Annotated in this window: 16 protein-coding genes and 1 CRISPR repeat array; of the genes, 8 read left to right on the plus strand and 8 right to left on the minus strand. The window is 44.4% G+C overall.

Annotated features, from left to right (window positions below; genetic code table 11):
* The first annotated feature begins 9 nt into the window (after positions 1 to 9).
* The 7 genes from bamA (at position 10) to dnm_RS24485 (ending at position 9,791) form a co-directional block, all read left to right on the plus strand.
* The gene (gene bamA / locus dnm_RS24455) at positions 10 to 2,796 is read left to right on the plus strand and encodes an outer membrane protein assembly factor BamA (RefSeq protein WP_207679506.1); all 2,787 of its coding nucleotides are present in this window, start codon (positions 10 to 12) and stop codon (positions 2,794 to 2,796) included.
* An 861-nt stretch (positions 2,797 to 3,657) separates the two neighbouring features.
* Positions 3,658 to 4,116: a universal stress protein gene (locus tag dnm_RS24460; RefSeq protein ID WP_207679507.1), complete on the plus strand. Its 459-nt coding sequence runs from the start codon at positions 3,658 to 3,660 to the stop codon at positions 4,114 to 4,116.
* A 31-nt stretch (positions 4,117 to 4,147) separates the two neighbouring features.
* The gene (locus dnm_RS24465) at positions 4,148 to 4,843 is read left to right on the plus strand and encodes a CBS and ACT domain-containing protein (RefSeq protein ID WP_207679508.1); all 696 of its coding nucleotides are present in this window, start codon (positions 4,148 to 4,150) and stop codon (positions 4,841 to 4,843) included.
* 477 nt (positions 4,844 to 5,320) lie between these two features.
* A complete protein-coding gene (locus dnm_RS24470; protein ID WP_207679509.1) occupies positions 5,321 to 6,124 on the plus strand; it encodes a TatD family hydrolase in 804 nt (267 codons plus the stop codon).
* 404 nt (positions 6,125 to 6,528) lie between these two features.
* Positions 6,529 to 6,891 carry a PilZ domain-containing protein gene (locus tag dnm_RS24475; RefSeq protein ID WP_207679510.1) on the plus strand — a complete coding sequence of 121 codons (363 nt, stop codon included), beginning with the start codon at positions 6,529 to 6,531 and terminating at the stop codon, positions 6,889 to 6,891.
* Between the two features lie 204 nt (positions 6,892 to 7,095).
* Positions 7,096 to 7,452 (plus strand): hypothetical protein, encoded by a 357-nt coding sequence (locus dnm_RS24480; protein WP_207679511.1) that lies wholly within the window; start codon positions 7,096 to 7,098, stop codon positions 7,450 to 7,452.
* A gap of 1,400 nt (positions 7,453 to 8,852) precedes the next feature.
* On the plus strand, positions 8,853 to 9,791 hold the full coding sequence (locus dnm_RS24485) for a diguanylate cyclase domain-containing protein (protein WP_207679512.1): 939 nt from the start codon (positions 8,853 to 8,855) through the stop codon (positions 9,789 to 9,791).
* Between the two features lie 170 nt (positions 9,792 to 9,961).
* On the opposite strand, the gene dnm_RS24490 is transcribed toward dnm_RS24485, so the two are convergent.
* The 5 genes from dnm_RS24490 to tmk all read right to left on the minus strand — a co-directional run bounded on the left by dnm_RS24490 (position 9,962) and on the right by tmk (position 17,971).
* Entirely contained in the window at positions 9,962 to 10,384 is a 423-nt protein-coding gene (locus tag dnm_RS24490) for an iron-sulfur cluster assembly scaffold protein (RefSeq protein ID WP_207679513.1), read from the minus strand.
* A gap of 1,176 nt (positions 10,385 to 11,560) precedes the next feature.
* Positions 11,561 to 14,617 (minus strand): PAS domain S-box protein, encoded by a 3,057-nt coding sequence (locus dnm_RS24495; protein ID WP_207679514.1) that lies wholly within the window; start codon positions 14,615 to 14,617, stop codon positions 11,561 to 11,563.
* A gap of 188 nt (positions 14,618 to 14,805) precedes the next feature.
* On the minus strand, positions 14,806 to 16,038 hold the full coding sequence (locus tag dnm_RS24500; RefSeq protein WP_207679515.1) for an NTP transferase domain-containing protein: 1,233 nt from the start codon (positions 16,036 to 16,038) through the stop codon (positions 14,806 to 14,808).
* Between the two features lie 138 nt (positions 16,039 to 16,176).
* On the minus strand, positions 16,177 to 17,229 hold the full coding sequence (locus dnm_RS24505) for an XdhC family aldehyde oxidoreductase maturation factor (protein WP_207679516.1): 1,053 nt from the start codon (positions 17,227 to 17,229) through the stop codon (positions 16,177 to 16,179).
* Positions 17,230 to 17,329: 100 nt separating this feature from the next.
* Positions 17,330 to 17,971 (minus strand): dTMP kinase, encoded by a 642-nt coding sequence (tmk, locus tag dnm_RS24510; protein ID WP_207679517.1) that lies wholly within the window; start codon positions 17,969 to 17,971, stop codon positions 17,330 to 17,332.
* A gap of 568 nt (positions 17,972 to 18,539) precedes the next feature.
* Here tmk and hutU point away from each other — a divergent pair.
* Positions 18,540 to 20,579 (plus strand): urocanate hydratase, encoded by a 2,040-nt coding sequence (gene hutU, locus dnm_RS24515; protein WP_207679518.1) that lies wholly within the window; start codon positions 18,540 to 18,542, stop codon positions 20,577 to 20,579.
* A 434-nt stretch (positions 20,580 to 21,013) separates the two neighbouring features.
* On the opposite strand, the gene dnm_RS24520 is transcribed toward hutU, so the two are convergent.
* The 3 genes from dnm_RS24520 to cas6 form a co-directional block, all read right to left on the minus strand.
* Positions 21,014 to 21,277, minus strand: a complete 264-nt coding sequence (locus dnm_RS24520) for a hypothetical protein (protein WP_207679519.1) — start codon at positions 21,275 to 21,277, stop codon at positions 21,014 to 21,016.
* Positions 21,264 to 21,656 (minus strand): HEPN domain-containing protein, encoded by a 393-nt coding sequence (locus dnm_RS24525; RefSeq protein ID WP_207679520.1) that lies wholly within the window; start codon positions 21,654 to 21,656, stop codon positions 21,264 to 21,266. The genes dnm_RS24520 and dnm_RS24525 overlap by 14 nt, the downstream gene beginning before the upstream one ends.
* Before the next feature lie 268 nt (positions 21,657 to 21,924).
* A CRISPR array of direct repeats spans positions 21,925 to 24,152; the repeat unit is 37 nt; unit sequence GTTTCAATCCCTTTCATCTCCCGAAGGAGCAGGGAAC.
* 290 nt (positions 24,153 to 24,442) lie between these two features.
* On the minus strand, positions 24,443 to 24,844 hold the full coding sequence (cas6, locus tag dnm_RS24530) for a CRISPR system precrRNA processing endoribonuclease RAMP protein Cas6 (protein WP_207679521.1): 402 nt from the start codon (positions 24,842 to 24,844) through the stop codon (positions 24,443 to 24,445).
* Between the last annotated feature and the right edge of the window lie 104 nt (positions 24,845 to 24,948).

Here is a 24,948-nt window from a genome sequence, read left to right on the forward strand (position 1 = left end):
AAAAAAAAGATGAAAAGACAAATTCTTCAGATTGTGTTATTTCTGTGTTTTCTAATTGCGGGTGATGTTTTTTCACAAAACAACCCAAATCCTGTGTCCGTCCCTCTTATTTCGGATATCATTGTGGAGATTCAGGCTTTCCCCGGAGATAAAACCGAGCTGACTGAAATCGCCCAAAATTTGATTCGTGTCCGACAAGGAGAACCTTTTTCTCCTGAACGTCTTCAGGCATCTGCTGATGCTTTAAAATTGTGCAAAAGATTTAAAAATATCCATGTGGATTCCAAAGCAGAGGAAAAGGAGAAGATTATCCTTCTGTTTTATCTGACGCCGTTTCGATATATCAAAGATATTCATATAGAGGGCGCATCTCCTTTTTTTGAGCGGGATATTCTCAATGTGATGACAGTCTATATCGGAGATACTTTTCTTCAAAAGGACCTCCCGGACCAGGCCGTGTTAATTGAGAAACTATTCAGACAGGATGGCTTTATCGCTCCGGAGGTCAGAGTGACGGCCCGGGAAGACACCGCAGATGGAAATTTCATCATTGATGTGGACATTGACAGAGATGATTATTATCGGGTTAAAAAACTTGAGATCAGAGGAAATCGTGCTTTTTCAGGCAAAAGGCTGAAACTGAGAATGAAAACCTGGGTGGCATCCTTACTTCCCGGAGGCCCGGGACGTTTTATTGAAAAAAGCCTTAAACAAGATATTAAAAATCTGACTGAGTATTACAGAAAAAAGCAGTATTCGGATGTCGTGGTTGATTCCGAGCTTGAAAAAAATTCCAAAACAAGAAGCGTTTCCATTTTTATAACAATCAATGAGGGAAACAAATATGATATCGAATTCGAGGGCAATAAGGAATTCTGGGGTTTTACGTTAAAAAAAGATGTGGAGAATCTTTTTAAAGAAGGAAACAAAAATGATTTTGGCATAAAGAAGAGTGTGAGAACTATCAGAGAGCGTTATAAAAAAGCCGGCTATTCTGATATCCGTGTGAAGATACAAGACAAAGTAATACCGGAAAAGGCCATTCGAAAGGTACGCTTTGTTATTGACGAAGGCCCCCGAGCTATTGTTGATTCCATTGAAATTACAGGAAATCATGTCTTTGACGACGAGAAAATAAAAAAGCAGATGCTGACCCAGTTGCCGGGATTTCTTGAAAAAGGGGTCTTTGTTCCGGAAACGCTGGAGGAAGATATCAGCGCAATTCAGTCGCTTTATCTCGGTCAGGGCTATGCAGGGACAACCATTAAGAAACACCTGAAGCGGAGCCATGACAAACAAAAAATCGGAGTTCACCTTGAGATTGGCGAGGGGGTTCAGACGCTTATTTCTTCCGTGAAGATTACCGGGAGTAAGATTATTTCGGAAGCGGAAGCATACAAAACGCTTTCACTTAAAGTAGGATCGCCTTTCCAAGAAGACAACGTCCGGAATGACGAACATACACTGGCTTCCCTGATCGCGGAAAAAGGATATCCCCACATCAGGGTAAAGGGAGATGTTTCCGTCAGTGAAGATCAGTCTGTTGCAACGGTAGTTTATCATGTGGATGAGGGGCCTTATGTGGAAATGGGAGAAATTTATTACGCGGGCAATTTTCGGACCAAAAGAAAGGTGCTGCTGAAAGAGCTTGAAATAAAAACAAATGCTCCTTTTTCCCTGGTAAAGATGCTTGAAACCCAGCGAAATATCCGAAACATGAATGTTTTTGACTCTGTTCAGTTCAAAGCTGTCGGACTGAAAGAAAAAGCGGAAAAAGTGAATCTTTTCGTAGAAATGGAGGAAAAAAAGCCCTATTTTGTCCAGGTGGGCGCAGGATACGACACAGAAAGAAATTTTTATGCCCACGCAAAATCAGGAGATCGCAATTTGTTCGGGACAAACAAGAGCGCATGGTTGAGCGGAGAAATGAGCGAAATCGGCTATAGGGGCGAATTCGGACTCACAGAACCCCGACTTTTCGGGTCCCGTTTTTCAACAACTCTCGGGCTTTTTATTGAAGAAAGAGAAGAATTTAATCAGGATTTTGGTGTGAGAACTTTTGGTTCCTCCCTGGGATTCAGCCGAAAATGGATTGAACATCTGAACACAACCTTAAATTTCCGATTTGAACAAAGAGATCAGTTTCGGCTTGATACGGCCGCATCAGAGGCTTATGACAGGGATGAATTCGAGATGAGACGAATTTTTGTCACAACACCTTCCGTGAGTTATGACACCCGAGATTCCTTTATCCGACCAAAAAAAGGAATGTTTTCCTCCTTCTCTGTTGATATTTCCCAAGGACTTGAAAACTCATTGGATAATTTTCTGAAATATCGCGTTGATGCAAGATACTATTGGACGCCTCTGGAACGCCTGACCCTTGCCTGTCATGGTCGCGTGGGATATATTTATCCGTTCGCGTCTCAGGAAAAAGTTCCTGACGACCAGTTGTTTTTCCTGGGCGGCACCTCGGATATTCGGGGATTCAGGGAAAATATGCTCAGTTTTGATGCTGAGGATAATCCTATAGGAGGCAATACGTCAATACTGGGAAGTTTGGAAGCAAGGATTGATCTGGGAGTGAATCTTGAATTCACGACATTTTATGATGTCGGAAGCCTGAGAGATACGTTTCAAGATACCGAGACAAAAGACTTTCGCTCCACAGCCGGTGTGGGATTGCGCTACATTACGCCTATCGGCCCCATTGGTTTTCTTTACGGGGTCAAGTTGGACAAGGAAGAGGGCGAAAGTGCGGGAAGACTTCATTTCACGATGGGTTATACGTTTTAGAATGATACAAGTACCTAAGCATAAGTTTTCGATATTCACACGGGAAAGAAACCCGGGTTTTTCCCCGGAATGATCCGTCGCCTCTGAATGAAAAAACGTGTTTCTCCGCCGTTCGCAGAAAAAAGATGCTGATTATAACGGATTCAGGGATGCCAATCAAGCCCTGTAAGGGCGGCATAATGCTGGAAGATGTGATTCCGGAACAAACAGACACGCTCTCTTTCTGAAAAGGCAATGCACAGACTCTCCGCCGGGAGGGACAAGCAAAAAGTTTGGGATATTGCCGTATCTGTCTGTCTGCCGGAGTACAGCAAAACATTGCGGACGGGATTGCAAATCCTGTCCGGCAAACGCAAAAAGTTTTTGTTTACGGGACGGGGTTTGCAACCCCGTCCCGCACGGACTCCGGAAGTCAGTTTTACATCTTGTAAAAAATATTGACGCTGTTTTTTTTCAATCAGCAGAACCTTTTAAGATAAGATAAAAAAATATCTCGGTATATCAAAATATTATATCAGATTATCTTTTTTACTCTGTTTTGGCATATCCCTTGCTTTTTATAGTCAGCAGATGGAAAGAACTCAGAAATGCTCGTCCGGGACTGAGAAGTTGTTGGCCATTCCGGGGGATTTGTCAATCCCCCGGGAGCGGATCTTTGCGGGACGGGGTTTGCAAACTCCGTCCCGCACAGCATATCCTTTGCTTTTTATATTGTCAGGAAAAAGCCTTTTTTATCTCTGGAGAATGAGGAGCGGATGGTAGCTGTTGTCTGGTGTATGGGTCATTTTCCTTGGGCCTTTTCGATCTGCTGATTACAAATGAACAGGCCCGATCATTTAACCTTAATTTAGGAGAAAACACATGAAAAACATTCGTAAAATCATGGTGGCCTTTGACCGTTCCGATTATTCAATGGAAGCTGTGAAATATGCTGCTGAACTCGCGGAAAATCTGGAAGCGGAACTGATTATCACAAATGTGATCAACCAAAGAGATATTGACGCCGTCAAAAGGGTTGAGCGAGAATTTTCAAATATTTCCCTGGAAAAATATTTAGAAATTCAAAAGCAGGAGCTGGCAGAGGAGATCAGGAAGCTGCTCGAAGAAGTATCCTGCACTGGTCTTTCCGTCAAAAAAGTTTTCAGAATCGGCGTGCCGTTTTTGGAACTGGTTCAGGCCATCAAAGAAGAAGACGCGGAACTGATGGTCATGGGAACAAAAGGCCGAAGCAATCTTGCAGGCGTTCTTTTCGGAACAACAGCGGAAAAAATGTTTCGCCGGTGCCCGGTTCCCCTGTTGAGCATACGTCTTTCCAAATAGAACAAACTTATTTTTTAAGGAGGTTTTCCGCATGTTAGTCAGAAACTGGATGAGCAGACCAGTTATCAGCATTGATGCAGATGATTCCATGCAGGATGCGATAACATTGTTAAAAGAACGACATATTCATATGCTGCCGGTAATGAGAAAAGGTAAACTGGCTGGTATTGTCACGGACGGAGATCTGAAAAGAGCATCTGCTTCCGATGCAACCACCTTGGAGATTCATGAACTCCTTTATCTGATCTCCAAGATCAAAGTGAAAGATATCATGACCAAAGACCCTGTCACGGTTCCTCCTGACTACACAATAGAAGAAACCGCGGACGTGCTTTCAACCCATAAAATATCCGGAGTTCCTGTCATCGGCCATAAAGAACAACTTGCAGGTATAATTACGCAAACAGACCTGTTCAGGGTGATCATGTCTCTGAGCGGTTTTGGAAAAAGAGGGGTTCAGTTTGGCTTTCAGGTGGAAGACAGTCCCGGGACAGTGGCGATTCTCATTGACATGATTCGGGAATATGGCGGCCGCGTTGTGAGTATCCTGACTTCCAATGAAGGTTCCCCCGAGGGATATCGCAGTGTTTACATTCGCGCTTATGGTATCAGTCAATCTGATCTTCTCAAACTCAGACAGGTACGCCAGGAACGAACCGCCTTGCTCTACATTGTGGATCATCGTGAGAATAGGAGAGAGATCGTCGTTGCATCTGATGAAAAATAGCGTTCTTCAGACTGAATAAAAGATTCAAGTCTTCACAGACATATTAAAATTAAACAGGATAGCTGTTTGAAATAACCGGCATATCCGATGCCGCCTCCTTGTAAGCCTTTTGTTATAAACCAGCCTTTTTACAACCCCCCATAAAAAAATCATACATTCCCGTGACGAATAAGCTGACGCTTAAAAAAATGTTGGTAAATTAAGATTAAGACTCTGGTTTTATATGATAATAATCTCAGTGCTTTTGCCTTCCGCTGTTTTACAATTGCAAAATTTAATTTTTTCAGGTACTGGTTTGGTGAAAAGACTTTATGCTGATTATAACGGATTCAGCTGATGACTCGACTGCACAAGCAGTGAAATAAAATTCAGTATCCTGATATTCAGAGGACTGAACAGGATTCATCACTGCCTTTGCAGGACGACCAAAACTTGATTATCGAGTGACACTGACAATTGCCAAACAAAGGAATGAAGATGAACAATGCCCATCAGAAAATCATAGACAGCCATGTGCATCTGGACCACATTCACAAAAGAACCCCCCAAAGAATCAGATGGATGCAGGAACTTGGGATTATTCCGATTTCCTGGGCATTTGCCATGCACATTGAAACCCGGAGCGATTTAAAAAAATACCTCCGAACCCAGGCAGATACAATACAGGAACTTAGCCGGAACGGTTTCAAATGTTTCTTTCTTTCCGGTATTCATCCCCGGAACATCCCCTCGGATTTGAAAGCAGAGGATGTGAAAACCCTTCTGGCTCCGTTCTTAGATGATCCCCTTTGTCTGGGAATCGGCGAAATCGGTCTTGAGACCGGAACGCAGAGGGAACAGGAAATTCTGGCGGCACAGTTGGATATGGAGAAAACACTCAGACACATGGGTAAAAAATTTGGCATTCATACCCCCCGAAACAACAAGCCGGAAATCACCAAAAAACTTCTGTCGGCCCTCAGTTTGTATCCGGGAATTGAAACATTCACGGTGATTGATCATTGCACACCGGAGACCATTGACAGTGTCCTGAAAAAAGGATATTGGGCAGGTGTCACCCTCAGCCCTGTCAAGGCATCTTTGAAGGATTTGGAAAAGATCGTCAGCCATCATCCTGAAGATTTACAACGCATCTTATGTAACACAGATTCCGGAACGGTTTTCTACGAAGATATTTACATGCTTTACAGGTCAGATGCCTTTCTCCCAGACATGCGGAACAAACTTACTTTTGAAAACGCATTTTATTTTTTCACGCCTGAATCATCTGAAATTTTATAAAAGGGTGTTAAAACAATCGCACTATTTAAAATGATATCAGATAGTTGACTGAAATCTTTGTTTTGTGTAACCGATTAATTTTATTGGTTATACTCACATTGTTTTAACACCCTTTATAAGTACCAAACCATAAATCTTTTGATATTTGTCCGGAAAAGAAACCCGGTTTTGTTCCCTTCGACAAGCTCAGGGAACGGGCGGGGGCGGGGTGTCTGGTCCTTGAGATAGTTGTTGAGCCGGTCGTTGAGCCGGTCGAAACGTCGTTCCGTTCCCTTCGACACAAGCTCAGGGAACGGGCGGCCTGTCGTCGAGATGGTCGTTGAGCCTGTCGAAACGCCTTTCGCAAACACATTTGGTAAAAACCGACAGATGATCACTCATATCAGATTTAGGAGTTAAATAATATGGAAAATCAAAAAGTTGATGCAGAAAGAAGGCAATATCCGCGTATAAGCGCATATATGGAATTTGAACTTGAGACAGAGGATGATATTATCACGGCCGAGATGATAAATCTCAGTTGCAGCGGAGCATATTGCAAAGTGAATAAACAAGTTCCTCTTATGACGCATTTTCGTATTGTTTTTCCATTAATTTACGGCAATGAGGAGCATGATGTCGAATATGTTGAATGTTCCGGAACAGTAGTGAGAGCGGAGGAGATTTTGCCCGAAGAAAATATATATAACATTGCTATTTTCTTTAATGAAATTGAAGACTCCGAGAGAAACAAGATAATGACTTTTATTGAAAGAATTGAGAATTAAAAATTGAAAATTGAGAAGTTTGACTTGCGGCTTTCGTTTTTTTTGATTATAAGAAATCTGGGGGAGGCCGACCAAGCCCTGTAAGGACAGTATCTTTGCAGCAGGTTTGCAAGTCCCTGTCAAGACCTCAGGGGCGGCATATTTACAGCATGATCTGCTAAAAAAAATCTGAAGAAATAAAACAATTGAAAAGAAAGGACCGACATGAATAAATATTTTATAAAAAAAATGAAAGATGAGAAAAAAAGAACTGACAGAGATCGTTTTGAGCGCGTTGAATCATTTCAGAATACAAACTCATTTGTCAGCTTCAGATATTCATATAAATCAGTGTCTTCCTCCGGTGGAAAAACACATATAAAGGCGAGGCAGGAACGATTTGAAAATGGCAGGTTTGAATCAGAGGAATTCGAGGGAACAACGGACGGAGATATGTGTAATAATGCGGTGAACGATATACAGAACAGGATTTTTAATCAGATTTCCAATTTTTTTAAACCCATGTCCTTTTTTCTGCCGTTTGCCGGGACGGAAGATAAGAAAAAAAAGGGCAGGAAATAATCAGGTTGTTTCAGCGGAGAATTTTCAGAAACGCCATAAGTCACGGAACGGCCATTACCGGTAACGCCCTGCAGGGACGACATAAGTACCTGAGCAAAAGTTTTTTATACATCTTTTTTTCCGTGAAAGGGGGAGAAACCCGGGTTTTTCCGTCACGGGCCGCGGGTCATTCCGGGGAAAAAAAGCCGGGTTTCTTTACCGGGCAAATATCGAAAACTTATGGTTAGATACTTATTTGCAGCATTGCCGGACCGAATTTGCAAGCCCATCCGGCAATAAATGCAGGGTGGACGGCAAAGCAAATTCTTCCTGCGAAGAACGGGAAACCCGGGTTTTTCCTACGAGGAAGTAATCATCATCCCGGGAAAAAACCGGGTTTCTTTTCCGGGCAGATATCAGAAAACTTATGGTCTGGTATCTATAAGGACACTCACCCTGGGATTATCACCAAGGTATAGCGATATCGCTATACCTTTAACGCACTGAAAAACCATCATAAAATAATGATCAGCGAAGTTGTCAGCAGATTTGGTTGACAATTTTGAATATGTGGGAATGAAAGCCGCAAGGGGATTTCCCGAAAAGAACATACCGGCTTTTTGCTACGGAGAGGAGACCATCATCCTGGGAAAAAATCCGGATTTTTTTTCCCCCGGGCAGATACCGGAGAACTTATGGTCTGGTACTTATACTCGATGTTCAAATTTTTTTTGTCATTCCTGCGAAAGCAGGAATCCACAGCTTCCGGAACACCGAGTCGGCCAAAAACGGATTCCTGCTTTCGGAGGAATGACAGGCTTTTTGTCCGAATCGGGTCAAAAAACTTGATCATCGAGTATAAGGACACTCACCCTGGGATTATCACCAAGGTATAGCGATATCGCTATACCTTTAACGCACTGAAAAACCATCATAAAATAATGATCAGCGAAGTTGTCAGCAGATTTGGTTGACAATTTTGAATATGTGGGAATGAAAGCCGCAAGGGGATTTCCCGAAAAGAACATACCTGTTGCATTTCAGGTAATTTATTTTTTGGACAATCCCTGATCAAAAAAAACATGAAAAAAGTCATCTCTGTTCTGCGTGAAAGCGTGGTCAGATTCAGACTGAGGTGAACCAAAGTAGGATATTCCCCCCCAAAAATACTCCTTCTGCCCCATTGACTTTTTCTTCTGCTCTGTGAAATTCATAACATAACATAAAATAAAAAAACAACACCATCAGCAGATCGGAAATTCGTTTCTTGCCTGGTTCAGATTTGTTTCAGATTGACAAATCTGAAACATTTTCAAGGGAGTTTCCGATTTGGCAGGAACAGTTCGGAAAAATCTTTGATCTGCTGAATATTACTTTTCCGAAATTTCCTAAACTTAACAAACACCTTGAAGGAGGTCAGGATGAGGAAAGAACATATACTGATTGCAGATAATATCCCTGAAAACATAAAAACACTCAGACAAATATTAAAAACAGATTATAAAATCACTTCTGCTGCCAATGGAAAAGACGCACTGAAGCTTGCCTTGTCGCGAAAATCCTTTGATCTGATTCTTGTAAATACGGCAATGCCCGGAACAGACGGATATGAAGTATGCAGGAGGCTGAAAGCGGACCCGAGATATCAAAAGATTCCTGTAATCCTGACAGGGGATCCGCCAGAAGAACAAGACGAGTCCCGAGGATTTGAAATGGGTGCAGCGGATTATATGAGAAAACCCTTTGGCAAAGCCATCGTAAAAGCCAGAGTTCATCTCCATTTGGAACTTATGCGATGTTGTAATATGCTGGAGGAAGTTTCATGTCTCGACGCGTTAACAGGGATTAAAAATCGCTTCCATTTTGATGAAGTCATGGCATTGGAATGGCGTCTGGCAATACGTGAAACCCATTTGTTGTCAATAATGAAAATACAGATAGATCATTTTGAAGCATTTAATAAGGAATACTCACCCAGGGCCGGTAATGAATGTCTCAGACAGGTTGCAAAAACGCTAAGTGCCTCATTAAGACGGCCCATGGATTGTGCGGCACGATACAGTAAAAATGAATTTGCGGCAATTTTGCCCAGAACAAGTTCACGAGGAGTAACTGCTGTGGCAGAGATGATGCGAAGAAATGTCGAATTGCTGAATATCCCGCATGCCCGTTCTCCGGTCTCAGATCGCGTTACCATCAGTGTGGGGAATGCCACAGCCACTCCGTCAAAAAATTTCTCATCTGATCTTTTAATAAAAGCTGCTGACGAAGCCCTGGCAGATGCAAAAACACATGGAAATCAGGTGAAATCCGTGGATTTATCTCCAAGTCTGACACTTGTGGTTCCTGAGTTTTTATAACAGATGCGGGCTTTATCTGAAAGTGAGAAGTGAAACATTCCGATCTCATATTCAGGCCGGCCGGTCACGGCTGTTTAAGAAAAAGACTGTCCCCCGGATAAGCATTCGGAATTCCGCGTGAACGCGGAACTCCGAACAGGACACATTATTTTAAAACCAAGTTTTTAAAATCATTTGTGATATAATTTTTTCCAGGGATTCTGCCTGATTTCCTGATGATTGGCCAGCGCCAGATAAAAAGCTCCCACTGCCAATTCCGAACAGTGCGTATGATCCTCCGGCAATGTTTCCAGATAATTTGTCACCTTTTCGGGTGTGATTTCCCATGCTTCTTCCAAAGTTTTTCCCTCTGCCAGATGAGCAATGGTATTGGCGCATGCATTGGTGTTCATGCAGCCGTTCACTTCAAATGCAACGGAATAGATACATCCGTCCCGGATGGTCAGAAAGAATTCTATAGTATCACCGCAAACGCCAGTTTTTTTTCCGTGTCCATCCGGATTATTTATCCGTTCTTGTTTGTCAGTGCGAAATGCCATTTCCAAATAATGCAAAGAATGGTCTTGCCAAAAGTTTGAACTGTTTTTTTCCATTTTATTTTCCTTGTCACATGTTGCTTTTTAACGGTCTGAAGCCTGTAATAATAAGCAACGCTCTGCGTTCATATCAGCTAAACTGAGCGATCAGCTTTCAATTTTCAGCGATGCAGTTTCAGGATGTCATGACGCAACAGGGCCATGCCCCGCAGGCAGGAGCATGACAGGTGCGGAAACACACATTCAGCAGATCGAAAACATTTTATAAAAGCCTTGAAAGGGCGTGTTTATAAAGCCCGGGGCAAGGCCCCGGGTCAGTATGCAAAACAACCTGTCCGGCAAGTCCCTGAAAGGATATGTTAAAATACACCCCTCCGGGTCTGTGTGCGTTATGTCGTATTTCGGCCGGGGTCTGATCCCGGGCTGTAAAAATTGTCTTTTCAGGGCTTTTCCTGAAAGTTTTTCGATCTGCTGGCAGCTGGTAATCGCTGAAAGCTGATCACCCATATTCGGTTAAAGGTAAAAAATTAATTTTCTGCTGTTCCCAATTTGCCGTCCTGACAAGCACCCGTTTGTAATTTTTTCAGTATTTTTTTTTATTTTGGTTAGTTAAAATTTATTTCAGCCATCCGGATAAAAATACTGAAAAATTTTTGTCCGGGTACTTATAAAAAATAAGGATTCGGAAAGAATAATACAAGAGCTTAATGATGATGTAAAGTCAGAAAGCAAATTGGGAATAAAAACAGAATGTGCGGATATTGTGCCGTTTCAGCCAGGAAAAAGGATGCTGACGCCCGATAATCAGGTTTTCCTGATCCGATCCGGTTGCACAGTTTGTCATTCCGTTCGACGATCTGACTGAATTTGCCGAAGTCTGAACCCACGCCGAAGCCTGCAAAAGCAGGAGTCCGTTTTTGACCGATGCAGCGCTTCCGGGAGCTGTGGATTCCTGCTTTCGCAGGAATGACAAAAAAATTTGATTATCGAGGGACACGTCCGGAGGAATTTCCTGCCGGTCATATTCCGGCATATTGGCTTCAGAGGGAGGCCGGGGTGGGACTTTGGCTTATGCCCCGGTTCCGGGAGCTGCGGATTCCTGCTTTCACAGGAATGACAAAAAAATTTGATTATCGAGTGACACCTATTTTTTACCGTGAAAATACATTTTGAAAAGCCGGGTTTTTTTATCTGAAAATATTTTCATGACCGGGGGCGAAAAACCCGGCTTTCTCATGAGCGTTTATTCAGGATATCATAAATGATTTTAACAAGATCAGACGCTGTGACAGGCTTCAGAACAACATGTTTAATGCCTATGGAAAGAGCTTGCTCTCTGTTGACGAACTCATCGGAGTCTGAGCATAATATTATGGGAATATCAGGGCGGACAGATAATATTTCCTTAGCCAATTCCAAGCCCGTCATTTCAGCCATGGTCTGGTCCGTGACAACAAGATCAAATCGTTCAGGAGTCTGCCTGAATAAATGCAATGCTTCACTGCTGCGTGTTTCACTGCGTACATCATATCCGAAATTTTTTAATGCGTTTTCCAGGGACTCGGCCAGGGAAATTTCATCATCTACAAGCAGAAGCGTTCCGGTTCCGGTCCGAGGGGTATAGATATACTCAGACGCGGATATCTTTTCACTCTCAATTTTGGGAAGGAATACATCAAAAACAGTCCCTTTTCCGGGTTCACTCTTCACTTCGATTATCCCGCCGATGTCGCTTAAAATTCCGTGGACAACAGCCAGTCCCATGCCAGTCCCCTGGCCCGGGGCTTTTGAGGTAAAAAAAGGATCAAATATCCTGTCCATAATCTCAGGCCGTATCCCCTCACCTGTATCTTCCACTTTTAGCATGAGGTAAGAGCCAGGTTTGATAGTTGAACCGAGGCCCGGGTTGGTATCGGAATCAAAGACCTCTTCTGTCAGGCTGACAAAGAGTGTCCCGCCGTTTTTCCGCATGGCGTAAGCCGCGTTTGTACAGAGATTAAAGATAATCTGATGAATCTGATCGGGATCCGCAAAAATGGTATCTGACGTTATTTCGATCTCCTGACGAATTTTTATGGTCGCGGGCAATGACGACCCAAGCATTTCCAGAGATTCTTTAAGAATCGGAGACACCTCTAAAGGAATCATCTCCTTTTCAGCCTCACAGCTGAACGTAAGAACTTGCTCCACAAGGTCTTTGGCGCGACACGCGGCTTTCATGGATAACTCCAGACTTTCGCAAGCCGGGATATTTCCCTGCGTTTTTTTTAAGGCAAATTCAATATTAACCATAATAGACATTAAAATCGTATTGAAGTTATAAGCAATACCTCCGGCCAATGTTCCGATGGCCTCCATTTTCTGCGTCAGGCGCATATGATTTTCCAGATGAACCTCCCGGGTCACATTCCGCATGGCAATAATGACATGAGTCATGTCTCCGTTTTCATCTGCCAGGGGGGACATGAGGAGTTCTGTCCAGACATCGGAACCGTTATGCGCAATATCCTTATGACGGCAGGAGTAGGAATTCCCGGTATTGAATACATCACGCAGTTTCCGGTTTGGTCCTCGCCGCTCGAATAATTCATGGAAGCCCGGATAAATATTGAAACAATACCGCCCAAGGACCTCATCCCGGCGACGGCCGGCAGTCACCAGAAAATCTTTGTTCACATCTGTTATTTTATGGTTTCTGTCAACAACAATGATTTCATCATGCATACTGTAAAGCAGCAAACGACAATAATTCTCGCTCTCATGCAGGGCCTTCTCTGTCCGCAACTGATCCGTAATGTCATAAAGCGATCCCTGAATACAGGCGGGTTTCCCTGAATCATCGCACACGGTGCTAATGAACTGGTGAACCCATCGTACCTGTCCGTCTTTTCGAATGATACGGTATTCTTTTCTGTTTGAATAGTTGGGAATTGAAAATAATTTTTCCGTTACATCCGCGAGTTCAGGCTGATCTTCCGGGTGAACCACCTCATCCCATTCCGGTGTTCCGGAAAGGAAATCATCTTCTGTGTAGCCAGTAATTTCTTCCACGGCTCCATGTAAAAACTGAGGGGCAAAATTCATATCTCTCCGAAAGGCAATTCCCTGGAAATTCTGGACAAATGAACGGTAACGTTCCTCACTTTCCCTGAGCGCCTCTTCTGTCTGCTCCCGCTCAATAATGTCTTTTTTTAAGGCTTTGTTCACATTTGCCAACTGATCCGTCTGTTCCTCAAGCTTTGTCACTATTCTGTCGAACCCTGTTGCAAGTGTGCCGATTTCATCCCTGCTGCTGATTGAGACACGCGCTGAAAGATCACCGGTTTCTCCCACAGAAAGAATGTTATTTGTCAGATGCTTTATGGGCCTGAGAATGATCTGATGGATCAGAAATATCAGCAAAATAATTAATGCGAACAGCATTCCTGTTTCCAAAATCAGCGCGTAATGCACAGCCCCGAGCCCTTTCTCGGAAATGCTTTTGTGAATTCTTGACTGAACCAGAAAACCAGTCTCACCTCTGATATCAGGAAAGGTTGTGTAAACCAGTAAATGAGCATCATCCTCATTTCGGATTAAATACGGAGATTCCTCCGTAATAAGTTTTGGTACATCTCTTACGGTCTCAGACATCGAACCCGCCTGAATTGGAAAAATCCGGAAATCCGCCCGGACCTGTTCGACGAGCATCTTGACAATGTTATCGTTCAGAAATCGCCCTGTTATAAGGGTTCCGGGAACGGGTCCTTCATTATTCCTGGTAAGAAGGGGCCGGGACGCAACCATCATGATTCCTTTTTGGGTCATAAGCAGTCCGGAAACAGAGCGTTCTGCCGGCGATTTCTTTTCAGCAGGACAGAGTGAGAACAGAGGATGGTTTTCAGGGAAAAAATCTTTTGGAAAATCAGTAAGCTGTATGATTGTTTCTTTTTCCGAATCATACGCCTCTCCCCACAGGACTTTGCCTTCCTTATTACAAATACAGATAAGGTTCACCTCATTGTCTGTAAATAATGTCAAAGGTAAGTTGTCCTCAGCATAATCACGGGACGGGGTCTCAGCAAACGTATGTATTTTATCCCACGCGGACCAGTCATGGCAAAGGGAATCAAGATGATGAATCTCTTTTTTGACGGCCCGCACGGCCCGCTCCGAATGCTTCTGAGCTTCATCACGTTCAATCTCCTGAAAATTCGGTAAGATAATGAAGTGGTCAAGGAGAACATTCATAATGCCATACAAAACAAAAAAAAGCATTAAAATTAGTATAAATTTTGATTTCAATGACATGAAGCAAATCCTAATATTCGGAGTCATGTAGTTATGTGGCTGTTCCCTTCGACAAGCTCAGGGAACGGAACACCCTGTCCGAGGGAACGCCGTGTCCGAGGAAACCCGTGTCCTGAGCCTGCCGGGGGAACGCTGTTCCCTTCGACAAGCTCAGGGAACGCCGTGTCCGTCACCCCTTACATGGGTAATTAAAACGCCTGATGAATTTCTGCTAAAACGGTTTCGAGCGTCGTGCCTGTCATATTTTCAAATCGTTGCTTTATTCTGAGCGCATTGTCCAGCCTTTGTTTTATGGCCGCGATGATCTCCGGGTCATTGGCATAATGCGCCATCTTTTGTTCAAACCTTTTCGTTATCTCGGAAACAATACGGTCTCCCTGAGTCAGCTTATCCGCCAGATAGAGTATCTCTTTGACACTGATCGTCTCCTCATCACCGAGGATGATATCCATATGCTCGCTCACCACTTCCGCCACAGCACAATATCCCATTTCATTGAGAATTCTTGCCCCTTCGGCAGCGTGAGCCGGTTTTTCTCTGGCCAGATCATGCAATAAACCCGCAGCAGTGAGTAATTCCAAATCTATATGGCAGCCTGCCCTGTTCAATTCCTCCCCCAGACGCAACGCAACCCGGGCCACTGTCTGACAATGGCGAAACACCCGCTCTTTCACTGCAAATGTTTTCGTCATCAATGTTACGCACTCCTGAGACGTGGGAATTTCATATTTATCGTATCTTTTAAGCAGTTGCTGATAATCCGCAGGCGTATCCAGATCCAGCAACATACATTCATCCGCGACCTCCACATCCGCAGCATCTTTTTCATATTGCTCCAGAAAGGCCCGGAGTCCGCCCTGCCCGCTCCAGCGTATAATTTCATCAACATAAGCAGATGCAATCAGCGGCGGATGTCCGCGCTCACCCTGAAAATTCGGATAGAGGATGAAACTTGAAACTTGAAACTTGAAACTTGAAACTTGGGAAGCGATATCGGGTGCTGATTCTGAGTTGTATGCTTCAAGTTTTGAATTTCGAATTTCAAACGCTTTTAACAGGTCAAGTACGGTCTGTCGCCTTACCAGGGGAATATCCACAGGCAGAATGAAGAATGCCTCCCTGTCCGGTTCCAGACTTTTAATTCCCGCAAGTACCGAGGAGAACATGCCTTCCGCATACTGTTCGTTAACAATTCCGCGTACATTCAGCGGCCCCAGCACATTTAAAATATCAGAAGATCGGTGTCCCGCGACCACCCGGATATCCATGACACCCGCGGATTGAAAAAGCCTGATCTGCCGTTCCAGAATAGTCATTTCTCCCAGACGCATCAGGGGCTTAAAATCTCCCATACGGGAAGAATAGCCAGCAGCCAAGATGATAGCAGTTATTTTGGTGAGTTGTGAGTTGTGATTTGTCATTTGTGAGTTGTGAGTTGTCATTTGTGATTTGTGATTTGTCATTTGAAACTTGAAACTGGATACTGAGAACAAGTTTCAAGTTTCAAGTTTCAAGTTTCAAGTTTCAAGTTTCAAGTTTCAAGTTTCAAGTTTCAAGTTTCAAGTTTCAACCCCGGCGCGTGCGGCAATGAGTTCTGAGATAATGCTGATTGCAATTTCATGAGGGGTTTCCGCACCGATTGAGAGGCCAATGGGAGAATGTACTCTTTTTAAGTCTTCGGATGTGAAGCCTTCGCTTAACAATGCTTTGTAAATGGTGTCTCGTTTTTGTCGGCTGCCAATCATGCCGATGTATCCCGCGTTTGTCCTGAGAGACTGCGCCAGCACGGTCTTGTCGTGATTGTGTCCTCTGGTGACAATGACCACATAACTATCTTTATCTATAGTCAGTTCTTTTAAAGCCTGTTCAAAGGAATCCAAAACAATAATTTCATCAGCGTCTTTGAATCGGTCCTGATTCGCAAATTCTTCCCGGTCATCCAGCACAACGGTTCGAAAATCAACCATTTTGGAGAAAAATCCCACTTTCTGTGAGACATGACCGGCACCGAATAAAAAGACCGTTCCTGAAGTAAAATAAGGTTCCACAACGAACTTCTGATTTTCGAGCGTCACAGTGACTGGCGCACGTTCCTTTTCGGTTTCTTTTACTAAGGTTTCTGACAGAGACGGCGATAAACTGAGATCACCGTGAGTGATTCCGTGATCTGACAGCAGACATCGCTCAACTTTCTTCAGTTCGCCGCGTTCTGTTTTCAGAGCCGATACTATTAAAGTTTTTTGCCGTTTTTGCAGGAATGTGAGCAAATTTCCGAATATCTCAAGATTGACCGGATTGGGTTCAATCAGTTCAAGCAGGATTTCCAGACGGCCCCCGCAAATCATATCCACAGATTCAGCATTCTCGGACGCTGTGAGATCAAATATTCTGACCTGAGCGTTGGCTGATTTGAATATCTCAGGAGCAGTTTTCATTACCTGAGCTTCCACCAGCCCGCCGCCGATGGTTCCGATGATTTTTCCATCCGAACGGATCAGCATTTTGGTTCCTGCTGTACGCGGTGTCGAACCGACGCGGCTGAGAATCGTCGCCAGGACAACGCTTTCTCCGTTCTCAATCATCTGATAAATGCTCTGTTCCAATCTACTCATAACAATTTTCCTCTCTGTCGTAATCTACAGGGATTCGTTTGGTAAGGATTTCCGTCCGATGACAATCCTTACCAAACGAATTTCTATAGATATCAAAATCTTATAATTCTCTAAACAAAAACAAAGACAGGTTCTTTATTATTTCTCGCTGAACCTGATTCTCATTTACAGAGGCATCTATGATCCTGAACCGTTCAGGCTCAAGACGTGCGAGCGCAAGATATCCCTCTCTTACTTTTTTATGAAACGCCAGTGTTTCCTTTTCAAACCGGGTCTCAAGCTTTGTCCGTATCCCGTTTTCGATCTGTTTCCAGGCACGGGAAAGACCGATTTCAGGCGGAAGATCAAGCAGGAAAGTCATATCCGGTTTCAGATCATCAAGGATCAGCCTGTGCAGTTTCTTTATTAACTCAATATTGATTCCCCTTGCAAATCCCTGATACACCAGCGTGGCATCAGAATAGCGGTCACATAGAACTGTTTTCCCCTCGGATAAGGAGGGGATCACCACTTTGTTTATATGCTGGACCCGGTCCGCCATGTAAAGAAGAAGTTCAGTCAGGGAATCCATATCATTATTATCAGGATCGAGCAAGATGGTCCGTATTTTTTTTCCGATTTTTGTACTGCCAGGCTCCCGCGTCATGACACAGTGATATCCTTTGTTTTGCAGAAACTCAGAAATATGCCTGATCTGGGTTGTTTTGCCCGCGCCTTCTGTTCCTTCAAAGGTAATAAACATAAATCAGATGCCTTTTATGAAGGGTTTTAAACTAAAACCTGAAATTCGGCAAATTGAAAATCATTCTTTAAGTTCGTAGTTCCGCCTTTAGGCGGTCTGTTAAGTTAGTAGTTCCGCCTTTAGGCGGTCTGTTAAGTTCATAGTTCCGCCTTTAGGCGGTCTGTTAAGTTCATAGTTCCGCCTTTAGGCGGTCTGTTAAGTTCCGAGGCAGTATGTATCCCTTAAAGACCGCCTAAAGGCGGAACTACGAACTTTTTTTATTTGCAAAATTTTTCGGTCTGCTGAAATTAATATTTTCATTTTCATAACCTGATATGCTATAATAAATTTTAAAACAAGTTTAAATTCATCTGAGCGTGACCTGGCCAGCATCAGCAGAGAGAAAATACTAACAAAATGCTCCCAAAATGCTCGCTTGGGATTGACAAATCCCAAGCATTCCAATGCTCCCAAAATGCTCGCTTGGGATTGACAAATCCCAAGCATTTCCACCGGATTTGACAATCCTCCGGGAGCAAATCAGGGGCATTTCCGATCTTCTGCCATTTTTTGAAAGGAGGAATTTCATATGATTTGTAATACAGATATTTCAAAGGCAATGACAATTCAATTGGAAGAAATATTTGGTAACTTACCCCAGATGCCTGATTTTGTCAAAGGTATCCGAAGAGCGCCCAAACGAAATTTTACCCTGTCAAAGGATGAAACTGCGCTCGCATTGAAAAACGCACTCAGATATGTCCCTGAAAAGTGGCACAGACAGCTCGCACCTGAATTTCTGAATGAGCTTTTCACAAGGGGCAGAATTTACGGGTATCGGTTCAGGCCCCAAGGGAATATTAAGGGCAAACCCATTGATGAATACAAGGGCAAATGTATCGAGGGAAAAGCCTTTCAGGTGATGATTGATAACAATCTGGATTTTGATATCGCGCTGTATCCCTATGAACTTGTCACTTACGGTGAAACCGGACAGGTCTGTCAGAACTGGATGCAGTACAGGCTTATCAGGCTGTATCTGGAACACCTGACGCGGGAACAAACCCTGGTGATGGAATCCGGCCATCCCCTCGGAGTGTTCAAATCCGGGCCTGAAGCCCCGAGAGTGATCATCACAAATGCCCTGATGGTCGGCTGTTTTGATGACCTGGAAAACTGGCACAGGGCAATGGCGCTGGGGGTCGCAAATTACGGACAAATGACCGCGGGCGGCTGGATGTATATCGGTCCCCAGGGTATTGTACATGGGACATACAGCACCCTTTTAAACGCAGGCCGGTTACGGCTGAATATTTCTTCTGACAGCGATCTGAGAGGCCATTTGTTTGTGTCTTCGGGCCTCGGGGGAATGAGCGGCGCCCAGGGGAAAGCTGTGGAGATTGCAAACGGTGTCGGCATTATCGCGGAGGTGGATGAGTCCAGAATTCAGACACGATATGATCAGGGATGGGTCGCCCGGGTTATTGATGATGCGGGAGAAGCTTTCAGGACGGCAAAAGCATATCAGGATAAAAAAGAAAAAATAGCCATTGCGTTTCATGGAAACATTGTTGACCTGCTGGCCTATGCGGTTGAAAAAAATGTAAAAATTGATCTCTTGTCAGACCAGACCTCCTGCCACGCGGTGTATGACGGGGGATATTGTCCCCAGGGGCTGACATTTCAGGAGCGCACGGCACTTTTAAACACGGATCATGCCAAATTCAGACAATGTGTTGACACTTCTCTGAGACGCCACTATGCCCTCATCAGAACCCTTGGGAACAGGGGAACGTATTTTTTTGACTATGGAAACAGTTTTTTAAAGGCGGTATTTGACGCGGGGGTTAAAGCTGTCTGCAAAAACGGGGAAAATCCCATTGACGGTTTTGTTTTTCCGTCTTATGTCGAGGATATCATGGGGCCGCTGCTCTTTGATTTCGGATACGGGCCTTTCCGATGGGTCTGCCTGAGCGGAAAACATGAAGACCTGCTGAAGACTGACAACGCGGCAATGGCGTGTATTGCGCCTGAAAGAAGATTTCAGGACAGAGATAATTATGTGTGGATACGGGACGCGGATAAAAACAATCTTGTTGTGGGAACCCGGGCGAGAATATTATATCAGGATGCCGCGGGACGGATGAATATTGCCCTGAAATTCAATGAGATGGTCAGGAACGGGGAGATTGGTCCGGTTATGCTGGGGAGAGATCACCACGACACCGGCGGCACAGATTCACCTTTTCGGGAAACAGCAAATATCAAAGACGGCAGTAATATCATGGCGGACATGGCAACCCAGTGTTTTGCCGGAAATGCGGCCAGAGGCATGAGTCTGGTGGCATTGCATAACGGCGGCGGCGTGGGCATTGGAAAAGCCATCAACGGTGGTTTCGGGCTGGTGCTTGACGGCAGCAAGAGAGCGGATAACGTCATCCGGCAGGCCATTCCCTGGGATGTCATGGGAGGCGTGGCAAGACGGGCATGGGCAAGAAATGAAAATTCTGTTGAAACCAGTATGAAATACAATCAGGTCAATAAAGGTACAGACCACATTACCCTTCCTTTTATCCCGGATGAGACGCTGGTGGAGGATTTGATTGAAGATGCGTTTGAAAGGATATGATACTCGGTCGTCAAAAAAACGCCTCGGATGCCCCATCAGCGATTCAGGCTCGCTTGGGATTAATAAATCCCAAGCTTTTCCGAGAGGTTCTCCAATCTTCCTACCCATTCTCTTCCGAGTAAGAATATTGGTAGTCTTGCAAAGGTAGTGATGCATTACATTTAATTATTGAACACTCGATGTTCAAGTTTTCTGACCCGGTTCGAGTAAAAAGCCTGTCATTCCTGCGAAAGCAGGAATCCATTTTGGGCATATACGGCGCTTCCGGGAGCAGTGGATTCCTGCTTTCGCAGGAATGACAGAAAAAAACTTGAACATCGAGTGAACAGTAATTGTTTTTTTGTGCATATTCCCATTTCTTTATCCGGCCTGACTGACGGAGTGACATTTTTGCCGCTTTTTTTCTCCGAATTTTTTCGCATTTCCGATTGGGATTACCCCCGCTGCTGACCGGCTCTTTCAAATGCTGCCGGCATAAAGTGAAAATTCACGCCGTAATCTAATAATGCATCGGTTCCCAGTTCTCCCTGTAAGGTCTCCAGTGCGATCTGCCGCTCCTCATCAGCAGGCTCGGTCAGTGTCACCCAGAACTCGAACGGGTTCAGTTCCTCAATTCCCACCAACCGGACCTCCGGAAATTTTTTCTGTAATCCCGCAATGATGTTTTCAAGAACCTCTTTCTGCTTAAAGTTCATCATGGCTCCGTAACCTCCGTAATATAGCCTGAACAAATTCTCCTGCCCGGCCGAGCTGCCGTTTGGCCTTGTTCCGGTTTAACGATTCAGGTCTGTAATCAGCCAGATCCCTTATCTTCTGGGCATCCTGCAAATAAGTTCTGAATTTCGGAAAAATTTTGTTTCTGTTGCAAAAATGGGTCACAAACTGAGTCTGCACCCATCCATGATCAATATGAGTCTGTGAGGGGGTGATATGTTTGCTTGCCAGCACAGCGATCGCCGCGTGATACATGGCATAATATGCCCGGTTACAGCACGCGTCGTAATGTCCGTTCTCGTGACACCATTCCGCCACAGCCAGATTTTGTCGGGCTTTCTCTATGAAATCAGTGAAACTCATAAGGCGTTCTTCCGCATCTCATCTCCGCTCTGATCAGTCCTCTTCTCTGTTGTGCCAGCATTCCGAAAAATCTCTGAAATCATCCTCGTTAAAATCAGACAGCAATCCCGCCAGACGGTCTTTTTTAACAAACGGCCTATCCCCTGTTTCCAGGAAAAGTGATAATCACATTAATCCTTCTTTTGTTCCAGAATAAGCTTTTATGCCATATTTGTCAATACTTTTTCATCAGAATAACACGCAACTATATGAAAAAAGTCCCTCGCCTCCTCCAATCCCTTTCATCTCCCGAAGGAGCAGGGAACCTCTGGGATACAGTGTTTCCCGCTAATGCCTGTATATGTTTCAATCCCTTTCATCTCCCGAAGGAGCAGGGAACCAAATTGAAAAAGAGGCAGATAGGGAATACTCGAAGTTTCAATCCCTTTCATCTCCCGAAGGAGCAGGGAACATGAGATGCAAAAAAAAGACCTTTTTTATCCATGTTCTGTTTCAATCCCTTTCATCTCCCGAAGGAGCAGGGAACCATAGGACAGACCCAGAAGGGAAGCCGGGAATCATCGGTTTCAATCCCTTTCATCTCCCGAAGGAGCAGGGAACTATGGTTGCGGTTACAACGGGTATGGTCACTTAGGGTCGCAATCCCTTTCATCTCCCGAAGGAGCAGGGAACTACACGGATTTTATATGTACATGTACATATCGTAGATGGTTTCAATCCCTTTCATCTCCCGAAGGAGCAGGGAACAATCCTCACGAATGGATACAAGCTTCGTACTATTCAAGTTTCAATCCCTTTCATCTCCCGAAGGAGCAGGGAACGATGACAGAAATTCCCCAGGAAACATTTTCCAGGGGGTCACAATCCCTTTCATCTCCCGAAGGAGCAGGGAACCAATACAGGAGTGGCAAAGGCATATTATCCCGCCAGTCACAATCCCTTTCATCTCCCGAAGGAGCAGGGAACGGAAAAAATGACGCTGAGATCAATCAAATCCTCGGGTTTCAATCCCTTTCATCTCCCGAAGGAGCAGGGAACGATTCTCTACATGACCAGATCAGGAGCGCAGCAGCTGTTTCAATCCCTTTCATCTCCCGAAGGAGCAGGGAACCAGTTTCCCTTTGTGCATGTATTTTTTGACGAGATCAAGTTTCAATCCCTTTCATCTCCCGAAGGAGCAGGGAACCTGAGACTCCGGCCATTACCAAAATCAGACTCGGATAGTTTCAATCCCTTTCATCTCCCGAAGGAGCAGGGAACTGCCGTTAGGAGAATGATATGGCGAACAAAGATTAGTTTCAATCCCTTTCATCTCCCGAAGGAGCAGGGAACCTGACGACTGAAGAAATTCTGCGTCTTGAACCCAAAGGGTTTCAATCCCTTTCATCTCCCGAAGGAGCAGGGAACATTTATATGATATAAATCTCGATGTCCGTCTGACGAGTTTCAATCCCTTTCATCTCCCGAAGGAGCAGGGAACGAACACATAGCCAGTTTCCGGATATCATGTAGGGTTTCAATCCCTTTCATCTCCCGAAGGAGCAGGGAACCAAAAACAAGTCCACAAATCTGCTCAGGCGCATCTGTTTCAATCCCTTTCATCTCCCGAAGGAGCAGGGAACATGTATTCTGGAAAGATAATTTTTCGATGCAGATAAGTTTCAATCCCTTTCATCTCCCGAAGGAGCAGGGAACTCCAATGCCTCTTTTGACAGGGGAATTCTTTTTTGTTTCAATCCCTTTCATCTCCCGAAGGAGCAGGGAACGTTCGGGAAGGATGAAAGCAGAATGGACGCTGTTTTGTTTCAATCCCTTTCATCTCCCGAAGGAGCAGGGAACATCATGCAGAAAGGCGGCCGGGCCATCGTGCTTTGTTTCAATCCCTTTCATCTCCCGAAGGAGCAGGGAACGTTCTTTGCCTTCGTAGACAATACAGCCATTATCATGTTTCAATCCCTTTCATCTCCCGAAGGAGCAGGGAACTCTCGCTGGATTAACGGACACTTATACAAAATTTGGCTGTTTCAATCCCTTTCATCTCCCGAAGGAGCAGGGAACCTTCATTTTATATGTCTTGAATATTCCGTAAGGATGTTTCAATCCCTTTCATCTCCCGAAGGAGCAGGGAACAATTCTGTACATCCCCCTAAGAAAGAATGGTTCGCCGTTTCAATCCCTTTCATCTCCCGAAGGAGCAGGGAACTGCCGTTAGGAGAATGATATGGCGAACAAAGATTAGTTTCAATCCCTTTCATCTCCCGAAGGAGCAGGGAACTCCGAAAAATTACAGTGGATCGAATGGCGGCGTAGGAAGTTTCAATCCCTTTCATCTCCCGAAGGAGCAGGGAACAAAACGGCATCTCCCTCGAAGATTTGAAATATATGCTGTTTCAATCCCTTTCATCTCCCGAAGGAGCAGGGAACAGAACTTCCAAAGGTTGTTGATTTTGCTGAAATTGGTTTCAATCCCTTTCATCTCCCGAAGGAGCAGGGAACCGCATTTTGGAACTATCACGTTTAATATCAGAAAATTACATTTTTTTTCAAACAGTCATATTTTGCCATTTTTCATCCTGTAATACCAGTTTTATGCCTGATTTCACAGTATCAGAGTCCGGTTAACATTCTGAAATCAGGAAATAAATTTAAAAAATCGGCCTTTTGCCCCATAATTTTGTATCAGAGTATAATATCAGGGAACGAGCCAAATCAGAATTTGCCAGATTCAACCTCTTTTGTCAAGACCTGATTTTCAGTTCTGTAACTGCTGAAAAAAATGCAGTTTGTCAGCCAAGAACATACTGCCCCGGCCCGAAAGATGTCTTCTTTCTCACATGCACCCACTCCCCCGGCAGCAGAAAAGGCCGGAAAGGTGTCATATCCCCCTCGAAAGTGATCTCTCCCGGCATCCCCCCGAAAGGCATCCGCCGCTTCTGGCGGTTGGAGTATCTCACAGCGTCTTCCCGGTACAAATTTGACGACACCGTTTTCACCTCCTCGGCCGCGTAGTTCAGTCCCCTGAAATCAATCTCCCCGCATTTGTCAATCCCGCCATGGTGATAGGCCAGCGTGGTGCCCCGTCTCAGCAGACTGCGGAACAGCAGCCCGAAATTAAGTACCCGGACAAAAATTTTCCAAGATTTCCGACGACCCCGATGTAGAACAATTTTCCAAATTGTTCCGAACAATTTGGAAAATTGTTCTACATCGGGGAGAATGGGCAAAATGCCGGAAAACTTATGTCTGGATACTTAATCTCAAAATATTTCTGTTTTCAAACATGACTTGTTTC

Origin of the sequence: Desulfonema magnum (assembly GCF_017377395.1) — a bacterium.
Classification (GTDB): Bacteria; Desulfobacterota; Desulfobacteria; order Desulfobacterales; family 4be13; genus Desulfonema_C; species Desulfonema_C magnum.

What these genes read in the sequence shown, in the direction of transcription:
- bamA (WP_207679506.1), top strand. Translation starts at nt 10, where the DNA reads ATGAAAAGACAAATTCTTCAGATTGTGTTATTTCTGTGTTTTCTAATT.
- dnm_RS24460 (WP_207679507.1), top strand. Translation starts at nt 3,658, where the DNA reads ATGAAAAACATTCGTAAAATCATGGTGGCCTTTGACCGTTCCGATTAT.
- dnm_RS24465 (WP_207679508.1), top strand. Translation starts at nt 4,148, where the DNA reads ATGTTAGTCAGAAACTGGATGAGCAGACCAGTTATCAGCATTGATGCA.
- dnm_RS24470 (WP_207679509.1), top strand. Translation starts at nt 5,321, where the DNA reads ATGAACAATGCCCATCAGAAAATCATAGACAGCCATGTGCATCTGGAC.
- dnm_RS24475 (WP_207679510.1), top strand. Translation starts at nt 6,529, where the DNA reads ATGGAAAATCAAAAAGTTGATGCAGAAAGAAGGCAATATCCGCGTATA.
- dnm_RS24480 (WP_207679511.1), top strand. Translation starts at nt 7,096, where the DNA reads ATGAATAAATATTTTATAAAAAAAATGAAAGATGAGAAAAAAAGAACT.
- dnm_RS24485 (WP_207679512.1), top strand. Translation starts at nt 8,853, where the DNA reads ATGAGGAAAGAACATATACTGATTGCAGATAATATCCCTGAAAACATA.
- dnm_RS24490 (WP_207679513.1), bottom strand. Translation starts at nt 10,384, where the DNA reads ATGGAAAAAAACAGTTCAAACTTTTGGCAAGACCATTCTTTGCATTAT.
- dnm_RS24495 (WP_207679514.1), bottom strand. Translation starts at nt 14,617, where the DNA reads ATGTCATTGAAATCAAAATTTATACTAATTTTAATGCTTTTTTTTGTT.
- dnm_RS24500 (WP_207679515.1), bottom strand. Translation starts at nt 16,038, where the DNA reads ATGACAAATCACAACTCACAACTCACCAAAATAACTGCTATCATCTTG.
- dnm_RS24505 (WP_207679516.1), bottom strand. Translation starts at nt 17,229, where the DNA reads ATGAGTAGATTGGAACAGAGCATTTATCAGATGATTGAGAACGGAGAA.
- tmk (WP_207679517.1), bottom strand. Translation starts at nt 17,971, where the DNA reads ATGTTTATTACCTTTGAAGGAACAGAAGGCGCGGGCAAAACAACCCAG.
- hutU (WP_207679518.1), top strand. Translation starts at nt 18,540, where the DNA reads ATGATTTGTAATACAGATATTTCAAAGGCAATGACAATTCAATTGGAA.
- dnm_RS24520 (WP_207679519.1), bottom strand. Translation starts at nt 21,277, where the DNA reads ATGATGAACTTTAAGCAGAAAGAGGTTCTTGAAAACATCATTGCGGGA.
- dnm_RS24525 (WP_207679520.1), bottom strand. Translation starts at nt 21,656, where the DNA reads ATGAGTTTCACTGATTTCATAGAGAAAGCCCGACAAAATCTGGCTGTG.